19 protein-coding genes are annotated in these 15,356 nt (G+C 69.8%); 11 read left to right on the plus strand and 8 right to left on the minus strand.

What is annotated here, in order from left to right; translation table 11 throughout:
• Nucleotides 1-735 (minus strand): sulfite exporter TauE/SafE family protein, encoded by a 735-nt coding sequence (locus tag Q7W02_24300; protein ID MDO8479254.1) that lies wholly within the window; start codon nucleotides 733-735, stop codon nucleotides 1-3.
• A 23-nt stretch (nucleotides 736-758) separates the two neighbouring features.
• On the opposite strand from Q7W02_24300, the gene Q7W02_24305 reads away from it, so the two are divergent.
• The 4 genes from Q7W02_24305 to Q7W02_24320 all read left to right on the plus strand — a co-directional run bounded on the left by Q7W02_24305 (nucleotide 759) and on the right by Q7W02_24320 (nucleotide 4,743).
• Entirely contained in the window at nucleotides 759-1,946 is a 1,188-nt protein-coding gene (locus Q7W02_24305; protein MDO8479255.1) for an MFS transporter, read from the plus strand.
• Nucleotides 1,943-3,154 (plus strand): MFS transporter, encoded by a 1,212-nt coding sequence (locus Q7W02_24310; protein ID MDO8479256.1) that lies wholly within the window; start codon nucleotides 1,943-1,945, stop codon nucleotides 3,152-3,154. The genes Q7W02_24305 and Q7W02_24310 overlap by 4 nt, the downstream gene beginning before the upstream one ends.
• 2 nt (nucleotides 3,155-3,156) lie before the next feature.
• Nucleotides 3,157-3,435 (plus strand): hypothetical protein, encoded by a 279-nt coding sequence (locus tag Q7W02_24315; protein MDO8479257.1) that lies wholly within the window; start codon nucleotides 3,157-3,159, stop codon nucleotides 3,433-3,435.
• A 63-nt stretch (nucleotides 3,436-3,498) separates the two neighbouring features.
• The gene (locus Q7W02_24320; GenBank protein ID MDO8479258.1) at nucleotides 3,499-4,743 is read left to right on the plus strand and encodes a hypothetical protein; all 1,245 of its coding nucleotides are present in this window, start codon (nucleotides 3,499-3,501) and stop codon (nucleotides 4,741-4,743) included.
• Nucleotides 4,744-4,758: 15 nt separating this feature from the next.
• Here the strand turns inward: Q7W02_24320 and Q7W02_24325 are convergent, their stop codons facing one another.
• Nucleotides 4,759-5,574, minus strand: a complete 816-nt coding sequence (locus Q7W02_24325; GenBank protein MDO8479259.1) for a mechanosensitive ion channel — start codon at nucleotides 5,572-5,574, stop codon at nucleotides 4,759-4,761.
• Between the two features lie 33 nt (nucleotides 5,575-5,607).
• The gene (gene glgP / locus Q7W02_24330; GenBank protein MDO8479260.1) at nucleotides 5,608-7,197 is read right to left on the minus strand and encodes an alpha-glucan family phosphorylase; all 1,590 of its coding nucleotides are present in this window, start codon (nucleotides 7,195-7,197) and stop codon (nucleotides 5,608-5,610) included.
• A 74-nt stretch (nucleotides 7,198-7,271) separates the two neighbouring features.
• On the opposite strand from glgP, the gene Q7W02_24335 reads away from it, so the two are divergent.
• From Q7W02_24335 to Q7W02_24365, 7 genes are read left to right on the plus strand one after another with little or no spacing between them, the layout of a single operon-like run.
• Nucleotides 7,272-8,321: a hypothetical protein gene (locus Q7W02_24335; protein ID MDO8479261.1), complete on the plus strand. Its 1,050-nt coding sequence runs from the start codon at nucleotides 7,272-7,274 to the stop codon at nucleotides 8,319-8,321.
• Entirely contained in the window at nucleotides 8,321-8,608 is a 288-nt protein-coding gene (locus Q7W02_24340; protein MDO8479262.1) for a hypothetical protein, read from the plus strand. Before Q7W02_24335 ends, Q7W02_24340 begins: the two co-directional genes overlap by 1 nt.
• Nucleotides 8,609-8,629: 21 nt before the next feature.
• A complete protein-coding gene (locus tag Q7W02_24345) occupies nucleotides 8,630-8,857 on the plus strand; it encodes a hypothetical protein (protein MDO8479263.1) in 228 nt (75 codons plus the stop codon).
• A gap of 22 nt (nucleotides 8,858-8,879) precedes the next feature.
• Nucleotides 8,880-9,857, plus strand: coding sequence for an alpha/beta fold hydrolase (locus Q7W02_24350; GenBank protein ID MDO8479264.1), 978 nt, complete (start codon nucleotides 8,880-8,882; stop codon nucleotides 9,855-9,857).
• Between the two features lie 5 nt (nucleotides 9,858-9,862).
• Nucleotides 9,863-10,066 (plus strand): hypothetical protein, encoded by a 204-nt coding sequence (locus Q7W02_24355; GenBank protein ID MDO8479265.1) that lies wholly within the window; start codon nucleotides 9,863-9,865, stop codon nucleotides 10,064-10,066.
• Nucleotides 10,066-11,394 (plus strand): M20/M25/M40 family metallo-hydrolase, encoded by a 1,329-nt coding sequence (locus Q7W02_24360; protein ID MDO8479266.1) that lies wholly within the window; start codon nucleotides 10,066-10,068, stop codon nucleotides 11,392-11,394. The genes Q7W02_24355 and Q7W02_24360 overlap by 1 nt, the downstream gene beginning before the upstream one ends.
• Entirely contained in the window at nucleotides 11,394-11,879 is a 486-nt protein-coding gene (locus tag Q7W02_24365) for a GNAT family N-acetyltransferase (protein MDO8479267.1), read from the plus strand. Before Q7W02_24360 ends, Q7W02_24365 begins: the two co-directional genes overlap by 1 nt.
• A 98-nt stretch (nucleotides 11,880-11,977) precedes the next feature.
• Here the strand turns inward: Q7W02_24365 and Q7W02_24370 are convergent, their stop codons facing one another.
• The 5 genes from Q7W02_24370 to Q7W02_24390 all read right to left on the minus strand — a co-directional run.
• Nucleotides 11,978-12,964, minus strand: coding sequence for an aminotransferase class III-fold pyridoxal phosphate-dependent enzyme (locus tag Q7W02_24370; GenBank protein ID MDO8479268.1), 987 nt, complete (start codon nucleotides 12,962-12,964; stop codon nucleotides 11,978-11,980).
• Complete coding sequence (locus Q7W02_24375) at nucleotides 12,961-13,401, minus strand: GNAT family N-acetyltransferase (protein ID MDO8479269.1); 441 nt, start codon at nucleotides 13,399-13,401, stop codon at nucleotides 12,961-12,963. Before Q7W02_24375 ends, Q7W02_24370 begins: the two co-directional genes overlap by 4 nt.
• On the minus strand, nucleotides 13,401-13,898 hold the full coding sequence (locus Q7W02_24380) for a hypothetical protein (protein ID MDO8479270.1): 498 nt from the start codon (nucleotides 13,896-13,898) through the stop codon (nucleotides 13,401-13,403). The genes Q7W02_24375 and Q7W02_24380 overlap by 1 nt, the downstream gene beginning before the upstream one ends.
• A 309-nt stretch (nucleotides 13,899-14,207) precedes the next feature.
• Nucleotides 14,208-14,570 (minus strand): CHRD domain-containing protein, encoded by a 363-nt coding sequence (locus Q7W02_24385; protein MDO8479271.1) that lies wholly within the window; start codon nucleotides 14,568-14,570, stop codon nucleotides 14,208-14,210.
• Nucleotides 14,571-14,987: 417 nt separating this feature from the next.
• Nucleotides 14,988-15,356 (minus strand): helix-turn-helix domain-containing protein (locus Q7W02_24390; GenBank protein ID MDO8479272.1); only part of this gene is annotated, 369 nt, incomplete at its 5' end.

The raw sequence follows: 15,356 nt of genomic DNA on the forward strand, positions 1-15,356 counted from the left end.
TCAGCGCGAGGGCCAGAGCAGGAACTGGAGGCCGAAGGTGACGAGCAGGACCTCGAGGATGCGGAGGAAGGTCTTCTCGCTCATGCGGTCGACGAGCCGGCGGCCTATCCACGCGCCGCCGATCATCACCACGCCGATGTAGAGGCCGGTCAGGATGAGCGGGCCGGTCAGGAGGTCGGCGCGGCGGAACATGATCCCGCGGGTGATATAGGAGCCCACCGTGCAGAGGGCCTCGGTGGCCAGGTAGCGCCCCTTGCGCAGTCCGTGGCTCAGGAAGAAGGGCGTCATGATGGGACCGACCGCCCCCACGATGGCCGAGAGGAAGCCGAAGCCGGCCCCGATCAGCGGGAAGTGGCGGAGCCGCACGGTGATGCCGCTGTGGACGAGCCAGTACCGGAGCGGGACGGCGAGGATCATGAACACGCCGAGGATGCGGGAGAGCCACTCGCTGTCGATGCGCGTGTAGAGCGTCGCGCCGACGATGGTCGTAGGCACGGCGCCCACGAGGAAGGCGGCGACCACGCGCCACTCGATCTCGCGGCGGCTGAACCAGACGCGCGCGCTGTTGCCGACCAGCATGCAGACGGTCAGCACGGGGACCGTCGCCTTGACGCCCACGCTCCAGGCGATGGCCGGGATCATGATGACGCCTGTGCCGAAGCCGGCGACGCCGCCGATCGTGGAGCCGACGATGGCCGCCGCGCCCAGGATCAGCCATCCGGCTGTGTCGTGCATGACGCGCTAGTATACTCGACGCCATGCCCGTCCTCCTGGCGGCAGCGGGTTTCCTGCTCGTCGGGCTCGACGGCTCCGTCAACATCGCCTTCCCCGCCATGTCCGCGGCCTTCCGGGTTGGTCCCACGACCATCCGCTGGGTCATCATCTGCTATGTCGGGACGTACGCGCTGACCGCCTTCGCCGCCGGCGTGCTCGCGGACAGGCTCGGCCCGGGCCGCGTCGTGCGCGCGGGGCTCGTCCTCTCGCTCCTCTGCTTCGGGGCCTACGCGCTGGTGTCCTCCTTCGAGATCTTCCTGCTCCTCCGCGTGCTCCAGGGCGTGAGCGGCGGGCTGATCTACGGCGCCTCGCCCGCGCTCGTGACGCTCTCGCTGCCGTCCTCTCGCCACGCCTGGGGGCTCGGCTGGGTGAGCATGGGTCTCGGCATCGGCTTGAGCGTGAGTCCGATGATCGGCGGCGCGCTCGTGGGCGTCTTCGGCTGGCAGGCCGTGTTCCTCTACCGCGTGCCGGTCACCGCCGCGATCATCGTCCTGGCCGGCTGGACGCGCGAGACGCCTCACGATGGCCGCGGCGCGTGGCGGATGGTTGTGCCCGCCGACATCTTCCGCTGGCCGGTCCTCCAGGCCGGGCTCCTCGCCTTCCTCGCCAACTACGCCCAGTTCGCGGTGTGGCTCCTCGCTCCCTACTACCTCATCGGCGAGCGCGGCCTCTCCGCCGCCGCGGGCGGGCTCCTCTTCATGCTGACGCCGCTGGCGATGGCCATCGCGGCGCCCGTCGCAGGCCGCGCGGCCGACCGCTGGGGCGCGCGCGGGCCCATGGCCGTCGGGCTCGCGGCCGAAGCCGCGGGGCTTCTTTTCGTCGCCCGCTGCGACGGCTCGACGCCGATGGCGCTCGTCGGCGCCGCGCTCGCCCTCGTCGGGCTGGGAGTCGGCGTGTTCCAGGTGCCGAACCTCGCCCAGGCCATGGCCGCCTTTCCGCCGCGACAGCAGGGCGCTGCCGGCGGCTTCGCCTTCCTCTCGCGCACCTCGGGCGTCGTGGTCGGCGTCCAGACCGCGGCCTGGCTCTTCCACGACCGCGCGCAGATCCTGGGCTTCCTGCCGGCCTTCCGCTTTACCTTCGCCGCGGCGGCCGCCGTCTGCGCGCTCGCCGCGGTCATTTCGCTCGTGCGTGGACGGGAGCGGGCACCGCGTGCTACAAGGCACGAGGCATGAGCCGCTACCGGTGGGTCATCCTCGGCGTCTGTCTCCTCGGCTTCATGCAGGTCCACATCCACCGCGTCGGCTTCGCCCCGCTCATCCCGACCTTCATGGGAGATCTCGGCATCACGTACGCCGCGGCCGCCACCATCATGACCGCCTACTTCTGGACGTATGCGCTGGTGCAGGTGCCCGTGGGCGTCCTCGCCGACCGGTTCGGGCCGCGGCGCATGATGCTGACCTTTCTCGGGATCCTCGTTGTCGGCGTGATCGCCTTCCCGCTGAGCCGCGACTATACGCAGAGCCTCGTCACGCGCAGCCTCATCGGGCTCGGCGCGGCGGGAGTCTGGCTGCCCGGACTCCGGCTCATCCACGAGTGGTTTCCGCCCCAGGAGCGCGGCCGGGCGACGGGGCTCTTCTCGGCGGGTGGCGGCATCGGCGGCACCGCGGCGCTGGTGCTGGTGCCGGTGCTGGCGGCGCATCTCGGCTGGCGGTGGGGCTACGCCATGACGCTGGTCCCGCTCCTGACCACGCTCGCGCTGATCTATCTCCTCGTCCGCCCGGGCCCGCTCGCCGAGCGGCGCTCCCCGGCCGCGGCCTCCCGCGGCACCACGGCCGTGTTAAAGGATGTGCTGAGCGTCGCCGCCCTGTGGCCGATCAACATGGCGGTGCTCTTCTCTTACGGAGCCTTCTTCGCTCTTGTCACCTTCCTGCCGGCCTTCCTCGTCAGGCAGGAGGGGCTGACGCCGGGCCGGGCCGGACTCGTCACCGGCCTCATCACGGCGGGTACCGTGGTTTCTTGGCCACTCGCCGGCTTCATCTCGGATTGGGTAGGCCGGCGCAAGGTCATCTACCTCTTCAGCCAGGGCATGTGCGTGCTCTCGTGCCTGGCCTTCGCCCTGCTCGTCCCGGGCACGGGGTGGGCCGGCGCCGCCCTCGTGGCGCTCTTCACCGGTTTCATGCTGGGCGGGCTCGTGACGCCCTTCGTGATGGTGGTCGAGCTGTTCCCCGCCGACCTCATCGGCACGGCCTCGGGCGTCGTCAACACGTTCTGCTTCGTGGGAAGCTTGCTCATTCCCGTGCTCGTCGGCAAGATACTCGACATGAGCGACAGCTTCCCGGCGGCCTTCACGGCGTGCGCGGCCTTCGAGGCCGTGGCGCTCGCGAGCGCCGCCTTCACCCGTGAGACGGGAATGCACCGGCGCCCCGTCATGGTGACCTGACCATGCGCATCGTCGATCCGATCGGGAGCAGCGCCGTCTCCGCCAAGTCCTTGGCGGCCCGGCCGCGCTCGCTCGAGGGCGTGACCATCGCGCTGCTCGACAACTCCAAGCCGAACGCGGGCGTCCTGCTCGAGCGCGTGGGCGCGCTCCTGGCCGCACGCGGCGGCGCCCGCGCGGTACGGGCATGGAGCAAGCCCGGCGCCTCGACGGGCGCCGCGCCGGCCGTCATCGAGGAGATCGCAGCCGCCGCGCGCGTCGCGCTGACCGCCTCGGCCGACTGAGGCTCCTGTACGTCGTGGAGTGTCCACGACGCCGCGGAGCTGGAGGCGAGGGGAGTAGCCTGCGTGGTGCTGGGAACCGACGAGTTCATTCCGCTGGCGCGCGCCCAGGTGGCGGCCCAGGGCCTGCCCGGGCTTCCCATCGTCACCGTGCCGCATCCGATCGGCGGGATCCCGGCGGCGACCGCGGCCGCCAAGGCCGCGCCGATCGTCGAGAGCGTGCTGCGCGCGCTCACATCCGACCCTGCCGCGGCTGTACACGCGGCGAGCGCGGCCGCGGGCGACGTCGAGGCGCCCGACGATCTCGACCGCTTCCAGGCATGGCTGATGGAGCGGGGCTGGGGCGACGGCCTGCCCGCCATCCCGCCCACCCGCGAGCGCGTCGCGGCGATGCTCGCGGGCACTCGCAGGAATCCCGACGAGGTCGTCGCACTCCTGGTGCCGAGGCTCGGTAGGGCGACAGTCGAGGCCATAGCCGCCAACGCCGTGATGGCGGGGGCGCTTCCCGAGCACCTGCCCGTGGTGCTGGCAGCCGTCGAGGCCGTGGCAGACGCATCCTTTAACCTGCAGGCCGTGCAGACGACGACCCACCCCTGCTCGCCGCTCTGCATCGTCAACGGGCCGATCGCGGGGCGTCTCGGCATGAACGCCGGGGGCAATGTCTTCGGGCAGGGGACGCGCGCCAACGCCGCCGTCGGACGGGCGCTCAGGCTGGCGCTCCAGAATGTGGGCGGCGCGCGACCCGGCAAGGAGGACCGCGCCACCCACGGCCAGCCGGGCAAGTACGCCTACTGCATTGCCGAGAACGAGGCCGCGTCTCCCTGGGAACCGCTGTCCGTCGAGCGGGGTTTCTCCTCCCGGGACAGCACGGTGACCGTCTGCGGGTCGGAGGGGCCGCACAATATCAACGACCACGGCTCGACCACGCCCGAGGGTATCGTGACGACCGTGGCGGGGACGGCGGCGATCGCCGGCTCCAACAATATCTACCTGGGCGGCGAGCCGCTGATCGTCCTGGGGCCCGAGCACGCCGCGACCGCCGCGTCCTCCGGCTGGAGCAAGGAAGACTTCAAGCGCGCGGTGTGGGACAGGGCCCGCGTGCCGCTCGCGCGCCTGGCGCCGGAGAACATCGAGCGCTTCGCGACCATCTACCCGGAGGGCTTCAAGGACAGGCCGCCCGAGACGCTGGCGCCCATCGCGCGCGACTGGCGGGACGTCATGGTCATCGTGGCGGGCGGCGCGGGCAAGCACTCGGTGTTCATCCCGACCTTCGGCAGCACGCGGTCGGTCACCCGACGCATCGCAGACTGATCAGCGACGCCCGCCTCAGCGTGAGACGGCCCCCTCGCGCAAACGCACGTCGTGCGCGCTGGCCGGGGCGCCGATGCCGAGGGCGCGAAAGGCCTCGACGAGAGACTGGTAGAGCTCGGGCTCGGCCGGGACCACGTCCACCACGCGGACCCATGCCCAGGCCGCGATCTTGATCCCGGTGTCCTCCACGGACGCGATGCCCACGCTCGGCGCCGGGTCCTTCAGCACGCGCGCGCTCTGTGTCACCACCTGGCTGGCCGCGCGGAGCGCCGCGTTCAGATCCGTCGCGTGCGGCACGCGCAGCGTCAGCGTCAGCTGGCGGATGGTGCCGAAGTTGTGCAGGATCTCGCCGACGATCTTCCTGTTCGGCACGATGACGCGCGACATATCCGCCTGGATCAACGTCGTGGTGGAGAGCTCGACCGCGGCCACGTCGCCGCGCACGTTGTTGATCTCGATATACTCGCCGACCCGGAAGGGCTTGGTGAAGATAATGGTCAGGCCCGCCATGATGTTGCCCAGCACGCCCTGCAGCGCGAAGCCGATGCCGATGCCCGCCACGCCGATGCCGGCCACCAGCGGCGCGATGGAGAAGCCGAACTTGTCGAGCGCCACCACGAAGGCCATGACCAGGACGAGGATCTTGATCACGCGGACCATGAGGATCCGCATGGGCGGCTCCATCTGCTGCTTCTGGAAGCGCTGGTCCGCCATCCCGCCGAGCCACCGCGCGACCAGGAAACCGACCGCAAGGATCGCGATGGCGCCCAACACCTGGAAGCCGTAGCGGAGCAGGAGCTCCATCGTCATCTCTTTCATGTTCATGTTCATGAGGGCCTCCTTCGAGGATGGCGCCGCAGCAGGCTACGGCGCGGTGTAGAGACGGGTGAAATATTCGCTGACCATGCGGTTCGAGGAGAAGCGCTCGACGGCCATCGCGATCGAGGCGCGCATCATGCGCGCCCAGCGCCCGGGGTCGGCCCACGCGGGGAGCACGTCCCGCTCGAGGGTTGCGTAGAGGGCCTCGAGGTCGCGCGCGTCCTGGTCGCCCCCGACGCGCTCGTCGCCGATCGCCCAGCCGGTGACGCCGTGCTCGCACCCCTCCGGCCACCAGCCGTCGAGGATGGAGAGGTTGAGCGTGCCGTTCATGGCGGCCTTCATGCCCGAGGTTCCGCTCGCTTCCATGGGCCGCCGCGGGGTGTTCAGCCACACGTCGCAGCCTCGGGTCATGAGCCTGCCCAGCGCCATGTCGTAGTCCTCGAGGAAGACGATGGACTCGGGCCACTGCCGGATTGTCTCGACGAGGAGGGCGATGACGGACTTGCCGGCCTGGTCGGCCGGGTGCGCCTTGCCCGAGAAGACGAGCTGGACGCGCCGGTCCTTGAGGAGCGGCGCCAGCCTGTCGGGGTCGCGCAGGAGGAGATCGGGGCGCTTGTAGGTCGCCGCGCGGCGCGCGAAGCCGATGGTGAGCGCGTCGCTGTCGAGCCTGACTCGTGTGCGGGCTTCGACTTCGGCCAGCAGCTCGTCCTTCATCTGCCGCCGCACGGCGCGGAGCGCGTCATCGTGAGCCGAAGCCGCCGCGGCGATCCGCGGGTCCTGCCAGGTGCCGCGGTGCACGCCGTTGGTGACGGCGATGATGGGCGCGCCGCCGTCCACGTGTGCCCACATGGCGCGCGCGGTCTCGCCGTGGAGCTGCGCCACGGCGTTCGCGCGGCGGGCGAGTCTCAACCCGGCCACGGTCATGTTGAACGGATCGCCGCCGATCTCGCGCAGCTCGGCGTCCACGAGCTCGCAGCCCGCGCCGAGCCGCCGCAGGTCCGGAACGGCGTGGACCTCGTTGCCGGCGGGCACGGGCGTGTGGGTGGTGAAGACGATCTTCTCCCGCGCCTCCCGCCATGCCGAGTGGAAGTCCGTCCCGGCCTCCATCCGGTCGGTGATCAGCTCGATGCCGGCGAAGACCGCGTGCCCCTCGTTGAAGTGGTAGAGATCGACGGGAAGGTGGAGGGCGCGGAGCGCCCGCACGCCGCCGATGCCGAGCAGCATCTCCTGGGCGATGCGGCAGTCGGGTGCGGGGTCGTAGAGGCGGCGGGTGATCCAGCGGTCGCGCGTGTCCACCGACTCGAGCAGGAAGAGCGGCGCGATGGCGTAGCGGCCGACGCGCCAGACGCGGCACTCGACCTCGCGCGCGGCCACGCGCACCCGGACGCGGACGCCCGTGTCCGTGAGCGCGTCGGGCGGGTAGTCGCGCCACTCGTCGTATGGATACCCGTCGGGCCCGATCCGCTGGACGGTGTAGCCCTGCGCCCAGCGGAGGCCGATGCCCACGACGGGGAGGCCGAGGTCGCCGGCCGACTTCATGAAATCGCCGGCGAGGATACCGAGCCCGCCGGCGTAGGAGTGGAACTCCTCGTGGAGCCCGTACTCCATCGAGATGTAGGCGACGAGCGGCGTCACAGGCGAAAGGATACGACAAAGCGCGCCTCGGCGCGAGCCTCGCGAAGGCGCCGGGCTGGAGTATAATCCCGCGTATGACGACCCAACTCGCCTCCAAGCGCTATGCCGTCGAAGACCTGAACCACGCCATCGAGTTCTGCTACCAGCAGGGCTGGACCGACGGCCTTCCCGTCGTCCCCCCGACCGAGCGCGCCGTCCGCGCCATGCTGGACGCGGCCGGCCTCGAGCCCGACAAGCAGGTCGCCTTCATCACCAACCGCCAGGTCGCCGTCTCCGCCGAGAAGGTCGCGGTGAACGCCGTCATGGCAGGATGCCTTCCGGAGTACATGCCCATCGTCGTGGCGGCGGTCGAGGCGCTCGCCGAGCCGAAGTGGGGGTACCACGGCCCCGCCACGTCCACGGGTGGCGCCGCCGTCCTCATGATCGTCAACGGTCCCATCGCGGCCCGGCTCGGCTTCAACTCGGGCGACAACCTCTTCGGACCCGGCTGGCGGGCCAACGCCACGACGGGCCGCGCCGTCCGCCTGGTGATGCGCAACGTCATCGGCACGCTGCCGGGCGCGCTCGACCGGGGGACGGTGGGGCATCCGGGCAAGTACAGCTACGTCATCGCCGAGAACGAGGCCGACAGCCCGTGGACGCCGTTCCACGTTGAGCGCGGCTTCAAGGCGGAGCAGAGCGTGGTGACCGTCATGGCGGCGGAGGGGCCGCACCAGTTCTACAACCAGCTTTCGAGCACGGCCAAGGGCGTGCTGACCTCGCTCTGCGACGACATGAAGCATCACGGCAGCACCAATGGCCAGCCGCAGTACGTCGTCGTGCTCGCGGGCGAGCATATGCGCACCATCGCCAGGGACGGCTGGTCGAAGGCCGACATCCAGAAGTTCGTCTTCGAGAACACGCAGAACTCGCTGGCGCACATCAAGCGCGTGGAGCGGCTGGCGGGGGCCGTGACCCCCGAAGACGAGACCACGATGCGGCCGCTCGTGCCGAGCCCGGAGGATGTGCACGTGATCGCGGCGGGCGGCCGGGCGGGGGCGTTCTCCTGCTACATCCCCGCGTGGGCCGGCGGCAAGAAATCGAGCCAGAGCGTTTCGAAACTCATCCAGGACAGGAGGGCATGATGGCAGGCTTCGAAATCCTCGACCCGACGGTCGAGCCGCGGAAACAGGCGCTGACGTACGTGCCGAGGCCCGGCTCGCTCAAGGGCAAGCGGATCGGCCTCGTTGAGAACACCAAGTTCAACTCCGACAAGCTGCTGGCGAAGGTCGGCGAGATCCTCAAGAAGGAGTACGGCGCCGCCGAGTACAAGATGTGGCGCAAGCACAACTCGAGCGTCCCGGCGCACGACGAGATCATCGACGAGGCGAAACGCGGTGTCGACTGCGTCGTCGCCGGCGTCGGCGACTGAGGGTCCTGCTCGTCGGGCAGTGTGCTCGACGGAATCCTGTTCGAGAAGGCCGGCATCCCCGCCGCGTCCATCGTGACCGACGTCTTCGAGGGCACGGGTCATGCGATGGCCCAGTCCTGGGGCCTGCCGGACTACAAGTTCCTCTCGCTGCCGCACCCGATCGCCAACCTCAGCGAGGCGCAGCTGGACCAGCGGGCGCGCGAGATCGTGCCGGAGATCGTCAAGCTGCTCCTCCAGGGCCAAGAGTAAGCGCGACACGGGAGCCTCGAGCGTGACCATCGGCCCCGACTACCGCCCGCCTTGGTGGTATCGGGGCCGCCATCTCCAGACGCTTTGGGGCCCGCTGCTCAGGCGCGGCCGGCAGCCCGCGCTCCGCCGCGAACGGGTGGAGACGCCCGACGGCGATTTTCTCGACCTCGACTGGCTGACGGGGCGCGACCGCGGCGCCCCGCTGGTCGTCATCCTCCACGGCCTCGAAGGATCGTCACGCTCGCACTACGCGTCTGGCTTGCTGCGCGAGGTGGAGCAGGCCGGCTGGCGGGGCGTCGTCGTCAACTTCCGCGGGTGCAGCGGCGAGGTCAACCGCTCTCGCCGCATGTACCACTCCGGGGAGACGGAAGACCTCGACTTCGTACTCCGCCGCCTGACCGGGCGCGAGCCCAACATGCGCCTCGGGCTGGTGGGCGTGTCGCTCGGCGGCAACGTCGCGCTCAAGTGGCTCGCCGAGCGCGGCGACGAGGCCCCGGCGCAGGTGGCGGGGGCCGTGGCCATCTCTACGCCCTTCAACCTGGCCGCCTGCGCCGCCGCGCTCGACCGCGGGCTCAACAGGGCGCTGTACACGGTGAACTTCCTCGCGACCATGAAGGTCAAGCTCGATAAGAAGGCGGCGCTCTACGAGGGCGTGATCAACCTGCCGGCGGCGCGGAAGGCGAAGACCTTTGCCCAGTACGACCGGCTGGTGACGGCGCCGCTCGGCGGCTTCGCCAGCGAGCGCGACTACTGGGCGCGCTCGAGCAGCGGGCCGCTGCTGCTCCAGATCCGCCGGCCGACACTCCTGATCAACGCGCTCAACGACCCGTTCATGCCGGCCTCGGCGCTGCCGCGCGCCCTTATCGCCAAGTCGCGCTGGCTCGAGGCCGCGTTCGTGGCCGGGGGCGGGCATGCGGGCTTCCTTCAGGGCGCCTCGGGCGCGCGCTCGTGGGCCGAGGCTCGCGCCGTCGAGTTCCTCAAGCGTCACCTGCCAGGATGACCGCCGTGGGATTAAAGGATGCCTACGGCAACCCAGTCTCCTCGTCCTCTAGGGCGGCCGTCGACGCGTACGACCGCGGCGTGCGCGCCCTCCTCGGCTTCGGCGCCTCCGTCATCGACGACTTCCGCGCGGCCGTCGAGGCGCTCCTCGATCGGCGCGTCGCCAAGCGGCCCAACCCGGGACGGCACTGGCTGGAGGCCCGCGCCTGATGGACTGGACGAAGATCGGCGACGAGACGGTCGACCTGATGCGCGCCTACCTCCGGATCAACACGACCAACCCCCCGGGAAACGAGCTGGAGGGCGCGCGCTTCCTGGCCCAGGTGCTCGAGGGCGACGGCATCGCGAGCGAGACGGCCGAGTCGGCGTCCGGGCGCGCCAACCTCGTCGCGCGCCTCAAGGGCGACGGATCGCTCGGCGGCATCGTGCTTCACCACCATATCGACGTGGTCTACGCGGACGAGCGCTACTGGACCGTGGACCCCTTCGGCGGCCTCCTTCGGGACGGCTACGTCTACGGCCGCGGGGCGCTCGACATGAAGTCCACGGGGATCCTCCAGCTGGCGGCCGTCCTCGCCATCAAGCGCGCGAAGGTGCCCCTGAAGCGAGACCTCATCGTGCTCGCGACGGCGGACGAGGAAGCCGGGAGCCGCTTCGGCGCCCAATGGGTCGCCGATGAGCGTCGGGTCTGGCTCGAAGGTGCCGAGTACGCGCTCTCCGAGCTGGGGCTGATCGCGGCCGGCGACGCGCCGCACCGGGCGCCCTTCGGCTCCATCGTCATCTCGGAGAAGACCGGCCTGCCGCTCAGGCTCACGGCGCGGAGCGACCCGGGCCACGGGTCCATGCCATGGCCGGACACCGCGCCCCACCGACTGGTCCGCGCTCTGGGCCGGCTCCTCGCCGCGGAGCGGCCGCCGCGCATTCTGCCGGAGATCCAGGAATACTTCGCGCGCATGGCCTCGGTCCTGCCGGCGGGAGAAGGCGCCGGCTACGAGCGCCTCGAAGCGTCGCTCCGCGATCCGGCCTTCCGCGCCCGCTTCTTCGACGACCGCCACCGCGCCGCGCTCGTGCGGACCACGTTCGCCGTCACCATGCTCAAGGGCAGCGAGAAGCGCAACGTCATCCCGCCCGAGGCGGTCGCCGACCTCGACTGCCGGATGCTCGAGGGAGAAGACCCCGAGGAGATCATGGCCTGGGTGAGGCAGGTCATCGCCGATCCCCACGTCGAGGTCAGCGTGACATCCACGCCCAAGGTGCCGAACCTCTCGCCGCCGGACACGGAGCTGTACAAGAGCCTGGCCGACGCGCTGCGCCGCCGCGCGCCCGGCGTGGTGGTGGCGCCCGAGATCATGACCGGGTTCACGGACAACTGGGTATTCAGGCGCTGCGGGCTACACGCCTACGGTTTCGGGCCGTTCGTCCTTGACGAAGCCGAGTGGCGGCGGGTCCACGGCAACGACGAGCGCATTTCCGTGGAGAACCTATGCGCCGGCGTGCGCTGCTACACGGAGATGCTGCTGGACATGGCCGCGGCCTGATGGCGCGGCCGCGGCTCGCGATCCGCCGCGGGACGGCGCGGGACCTGCCGACTATCCTCGCCCTGATCCGCGGTCTCGCCGAGTACGAGCACCTGGCGCACCAGATGGAGGCGACGCCCTCCAGGCTCAGGCGCCACGGCTTCGGACGGCGGCCGTACTTCGAGACCCTCGTCTGCCGGCGTGGGCGCACGCCCGTGGGCTTCGCGCTCTACTTCTACACGTACTCGACCTTCCTCGGCCGCCCGAGCCTCTATCTCGAAGACCTCTTCGTGCTGCCCGAGGAGCGGGGCCGGGGCGCCGGCAAGGCGCTGCTGAGGGCGCTTGCGAAGATCGCGGTCGCGCGCGGCTGCGGCAGGATGGAGTGGACGGTGCTCGACTGGAACACGCCGTCGATCCGTTTCTACAAGAGCCTGGGCGCCCGCCTCCACAAGGAGTGGGTGCTGACGCGGCTCACCGGCCCGGCGCTCCGCCGCCTGGCGCGATGAGCGGCCACGCTTCCGGACCTGGGCGGCGCTGACGCCCTGGGCCGCGGGGCGCCATGACCGAGAACGGGTTTTATGTTATTTGCGCTCCCCGGCCTGTTCTATCGGACGGCGTCGATCGCGACCCGAAGACCCTCGATCATCCGGTCGATCTCGGCGCCCGTGACGTTGAGCGCCGGCATGAGGCGGATGGCGTCGGGCCGCGGCGAGTTGAGCAGCAGGCCCGTGTTCTCCCAGCCCGGGTGCTTCTGGAGCTCGTCCCGCGCGTAGGTCACCACCCTGCTCCCGAAGCCGGCGTCCAGGTCGAGCGCGCGCAGCAAGCCCAGACCCCGCTCGTGGGACAGGCCGAGCTCCCGCACCAGGGTGGTCAGCTGCGCGCCGAGATAGTTCCCGGCGTCGACCACGCTCCGCAGGAACCCCGGCCTCAGGACCTCCTCCAGCACGGCGCAGCCGACGGCCGTCATCAAGGGACTGCCGTTGAAGGTGCCGCCCTGCTCGCCGTGCTCGAAGACCGAGACCTTCTCCGTCGCGCACAGGGCGGCCAGCGGCACGCCTCCGCCGAACCCCTTGCCGAGCGTCATGATGTCTGGCGCATCGGCGGCGCTCCGCGCGAAGTGCTCGTAGGCCCAGAGCCTGCCGGTGCGACCGACGCCCGTCTGCACCTCGTCGACGATCATCAGGCAGTTGCGCCGCCGGGTGAGCGCGCGCAGCTCGCGCAGGAACTCGACCGTGGCCGGGACGACGCCGCCTTCGCCCTGGACGGGCTCCAGCATCACGGCCGCGGTCCGCCCCGTGATCCGCTCTTCCACGGAGGCCAGGTCGTTCAGCGTGGCCTTGGGGAAGCCCTCCACGTAGAACGCCGGGCTCGGCGTGATGAGCTCCCGCGCCTGGGCGGCCAGGGCGTCCCCGACCACGCGCGGGCAGTGCCCCAGGCACGTGACCGCCCAGCCCTGGACGAAGTCGAGATAGCGCTTCCCGCGATGGTCGGTCAGCCAGGCGCCCTGCCCCTTGACGAAGACGATCTCCGGTCGTTCCGTCACCTCCATGAGGCTCTGGACGGGAAACTCCAGGTCGCGCGCATGTATCATCTGCGGGCTCCGTAGGGATGGGGGTTGAAGACTTCCATCAGCCGATCGGGATACCGCGCCGCTCCGAATCTGTACTGCGCGTAGAGGCCGTGAGCGTCGCGGGTGAAGAGCATGATGCGCCGCAGCCCCTGGAGGTCGGGATGCGCCATGATGGCGGCCATGAGGCTCTTGCCTACTCCGCGCCCGCGGAGCGACTCCAGCACGAAGACATCGCAGACGTAGGCGAAGGTAGCCCGGTCACTGACGACCCGGGCGAATCCCACCTGCCGGTCCCCATCGAGAGCCCCGAAGCACAGCGAGTGCGCGACGGCCCGCTCAACCACCTCGCGCGAAATCCCGGGCGACCAGTAGGATGTGGTCAGGAAGCCATGGATCGCCTCGAGATCAAACCGTGAGGCGTCCGTGGTGATCTGGATGTCCCGCGCCGTGGCCTCCATCACGCGCCCTTCCTGACGGCCCGCTTCTCGAGCGCAGCCGTGAGCCGCCGGGCGAGAAGCCGCGCCGCCCGCTCGCTGTGCGTCGCGAGGAAGATGGTGTCGTCACCCGCGATCGTCCCCGCGACCTCCGGCAGGCTCGCCTCGTCGAGGGCGCGCGCCACCGGGTGGGCGCCGGCCGCCGGCGTCTTGACAACGACGAGCGTGCCCGCCGCCCGCACCGACAGCGCCGAGCTCCGCAGGACGCGGTCCAGCTTCGCCTCGCGCAGGTCGGCCGGCGCGAACTGAAAGAGCGTGGCGTCAGGCGCGACGTATCCCCTCGGCGTCTTGGCCAGGCCCAGTTCCCGGAGATCCCGCGACAGCGTCGGCTGCGCGACGACGATGCCGCGATGCCGCAGCAGGCGCTGCAGCTCGGCCTGGGAGCGAACGTGTCCCACCCGAACGAGTCCTGCGATCGCCTCTTGCCGCCGGAGCGAGCCTGCATCGTTATTTTTATTCATTATTATGGATAATTATCCATCCGCCGGCCGTTGTCAAGTCAGATCTCACGGGGGCACGCTGCAGGAGGAAGGGGCCGGAGTCGGGCTAAACGCACTGATCCGATACACGTTTCCCGCCTGCTGCGCCTCGGAGGGGAGCGGGGACGCGAGAGGGCCGCCAGCGACCATCGCTATGAAGGTGCGCCGCTCGATCATCCGGTCGGTCCTGGCGTGGGTTGGCGCGCTGCGCTGGTAGGCACGAGCGTGGTGGAAAAGAAAAAGCCCGCGTTGGCGGCGGGCTGTTTCTCAGGGCTGAGAAATCGAGGGGCGTTACGGCGTCAGCTGACCGCGGATCTCTCCGCCCGGATTGGCGGCGCTGTGCACGTTGACGTAGAGGTTTCCCAACCTGAAAGCCTCGTACTGGGTGTCGTTGAGTCGGATGCTCGCCGGAACGGACCACGTGTTGTCGGCTGTTCTGTTCAGGGGGATGATCACCGGCCCGTTCTCACCCGGCACACCCAGATGGATATGGGCCGCGGTGCCGGCGACGCCGGAGGTCATCACGCTGCCGCTGACCGACCTGTCCATGAGGACCCTGATGGTGCCGCTGCCCGTCGCGGCGGTGCTCACGGGAGGTACTTCCTGGTTGCCGTTGAGTATGACGTTCGCGCCGCTAGGCGCGGGGCTCGACATCTGGGCACATCCCGCGGCGAGGAGTGCCGCTGCGCCCATGCCGCTCGCCCAGAGGACCCGCCTCACGACCTGTTGTAGTGGATGCATTGTCCTGTCTCCGTTTGGTTGATGGTGCAAAAGAAGAGTGTTGGCCTGCGTGCTACAAGCTAACAGCCATCCAGCAACGGTATCTATTGGACCTTGGTGCAATGCACGACCTGGCACAGCCGGAGCGATGGCCCCCCTCACTCAGGAGTGTCGCGACCAAGCGCCGCATTCTTCTCGGCTGCATATGCGTCGGCTCGCTCGCGGGCTTCGAAACCGCAGAACCGGACTGACCGAGGGGAGTCGCCGTCAGCGAGGTCCACCGCCTCGACAATCCAGGCGCCTGGGAAGTCCTTGCTCTCCCTGGACTGATATCGCATCCACCCCCCGGTACTAAGCGCGAAAGAAGCGATCGAACTCGCCTTTGACAATGCGGTAGCACTCACAAGCTGCCGCTTCCAAACCCGCGCGATCGAGGATGGTGATCCGGCCACGCCGGTAGCTGATCAGCCCTGCCCTTTGCAAGGCGCTGGCCGCTTGACTGGCGCTCCCGCGATTTACTCCCAGCATCTGCGACAGGAGTTCTTGAGTGGACTGGATCTCGCTGGATCGCGCGCGATCCTGGGACGTCAGCAGCCAGCGACAGAGGCGTTTCTGTATGGTGTGAAACCGGTTACAGGCGCCCGACTGAGACAACACCACGATCAAGGTATGCAGGTAGTGCAACACTAACTTATTAAGCGGACCGCATCGATCAAACTC

The organism is Candidatus Rokuibacteriota bacterium (assembly GCA_030647435.1).
Classification (GTDB): domain Bacteria; phylum Methylomirabilota; class Methylomirabilia; order Rokubacteriales; family CSP1-6; genus AR37.

What these genes read in the sequence shown, in the direction of transcription:
- Q7W02_24325 (MDO8479259.1), bottom strand. Translation starts at nt 5,574, where the DNA reads ATGAACATGAACATGAAAGAGATGACGATGGAGCTCCTGCTCCGCTAC.
- Q7W02_24335 (MDO8479261.1), top strand. Translation starts at nt 7,272, where the DNA reads ATGACGACCCAACTCGCCTCCAAGCGCTATGCCGTCGAAGACCTGAAC.
- Q7W02_24300 (MDO8479254.1), bottom strand. Translation starts at nt 735, where the DNA reads ATGCACGACACAGCCGGATGGCTGATCCTGGGCGCGGCGGCCATCGTC.
- Q7W02_24370 (MDO8479268.1), bottom strand. Translation starts at nt 12,964, where the DNA reads ATGATACATGCGCGCGACCTGGAGTTTCCCGTCCAGAGCCTCATGGAG.
- Q7W02_24340 (MDO8479262.1), top strand. Translation starts at nt 8,321, where the DNA reads ATGGCAGGCTTCGAAATCCTCGACCCGACGGTCGAGCCGCGGAAACAG.
- Q7W02_24305 (MDO8479255.1), top strand. Translation starts at nt 759, where the DNA reads ATGCCCGTCCTCCTGGCGGCAGCGGGTTTCCTGCTCGTCGGGCTCGAC.
- Q7W02_24380 (MDO8479270.1), bottom strand. Translation starts at nt 13,898, where the DNA reads ATGAATAAAAATAACGATGCAGGCTCGCTCCGGCGGCAAGAGGCGATC.
- Q7W02_24375 (MDO8479269.1), bottom strand. Translation starts at nt 13,401, where the DNA reads ATGGAGGCCACGGCGCGGGACATCCAGATCACCACGGACGCCTCACGG.
- Q7W02_24310 (MDO8479256.1), top strand. Translation starts at nt 1,943, where the DNA reads ATGAGCCGCTACCGGTGGGTCATCCTCGGCGTCTGTCTCCTCGGCTTC.
- Q7W02_24385 (MDO8479271.1), bottom strand. Translation starts at nt 14,570, where the DNA reads ATGTCGAGCCCCGCGCCTAGCGGCGCGAACGTCATACTCAACGGCAAC.
- Q7W02_24360 (MDO8479266.1), top strand. Translation starts at nt 10,066, where the DNA reads ATGGACTGGACGAAGATCGGCGACGAGACGGTCGACCTGATGCGCGCC.
- Q7W02_24365 (MDO8479267.1), top strand. Translation starts at nt 11,394, where the DNA reads ATGGCGCGGCCGCGGCTCGCGATCCGCCGCGGGACGGCGCGGGACCTG.
- Q7W02_24315 (MDO8479257.1), top strand. Translation starts at nt 3,157, where the DNA reads ATGCGCATCGTCGATCCGATCGGGAGCAGCGCCGTCTCCGCCAAGTCC.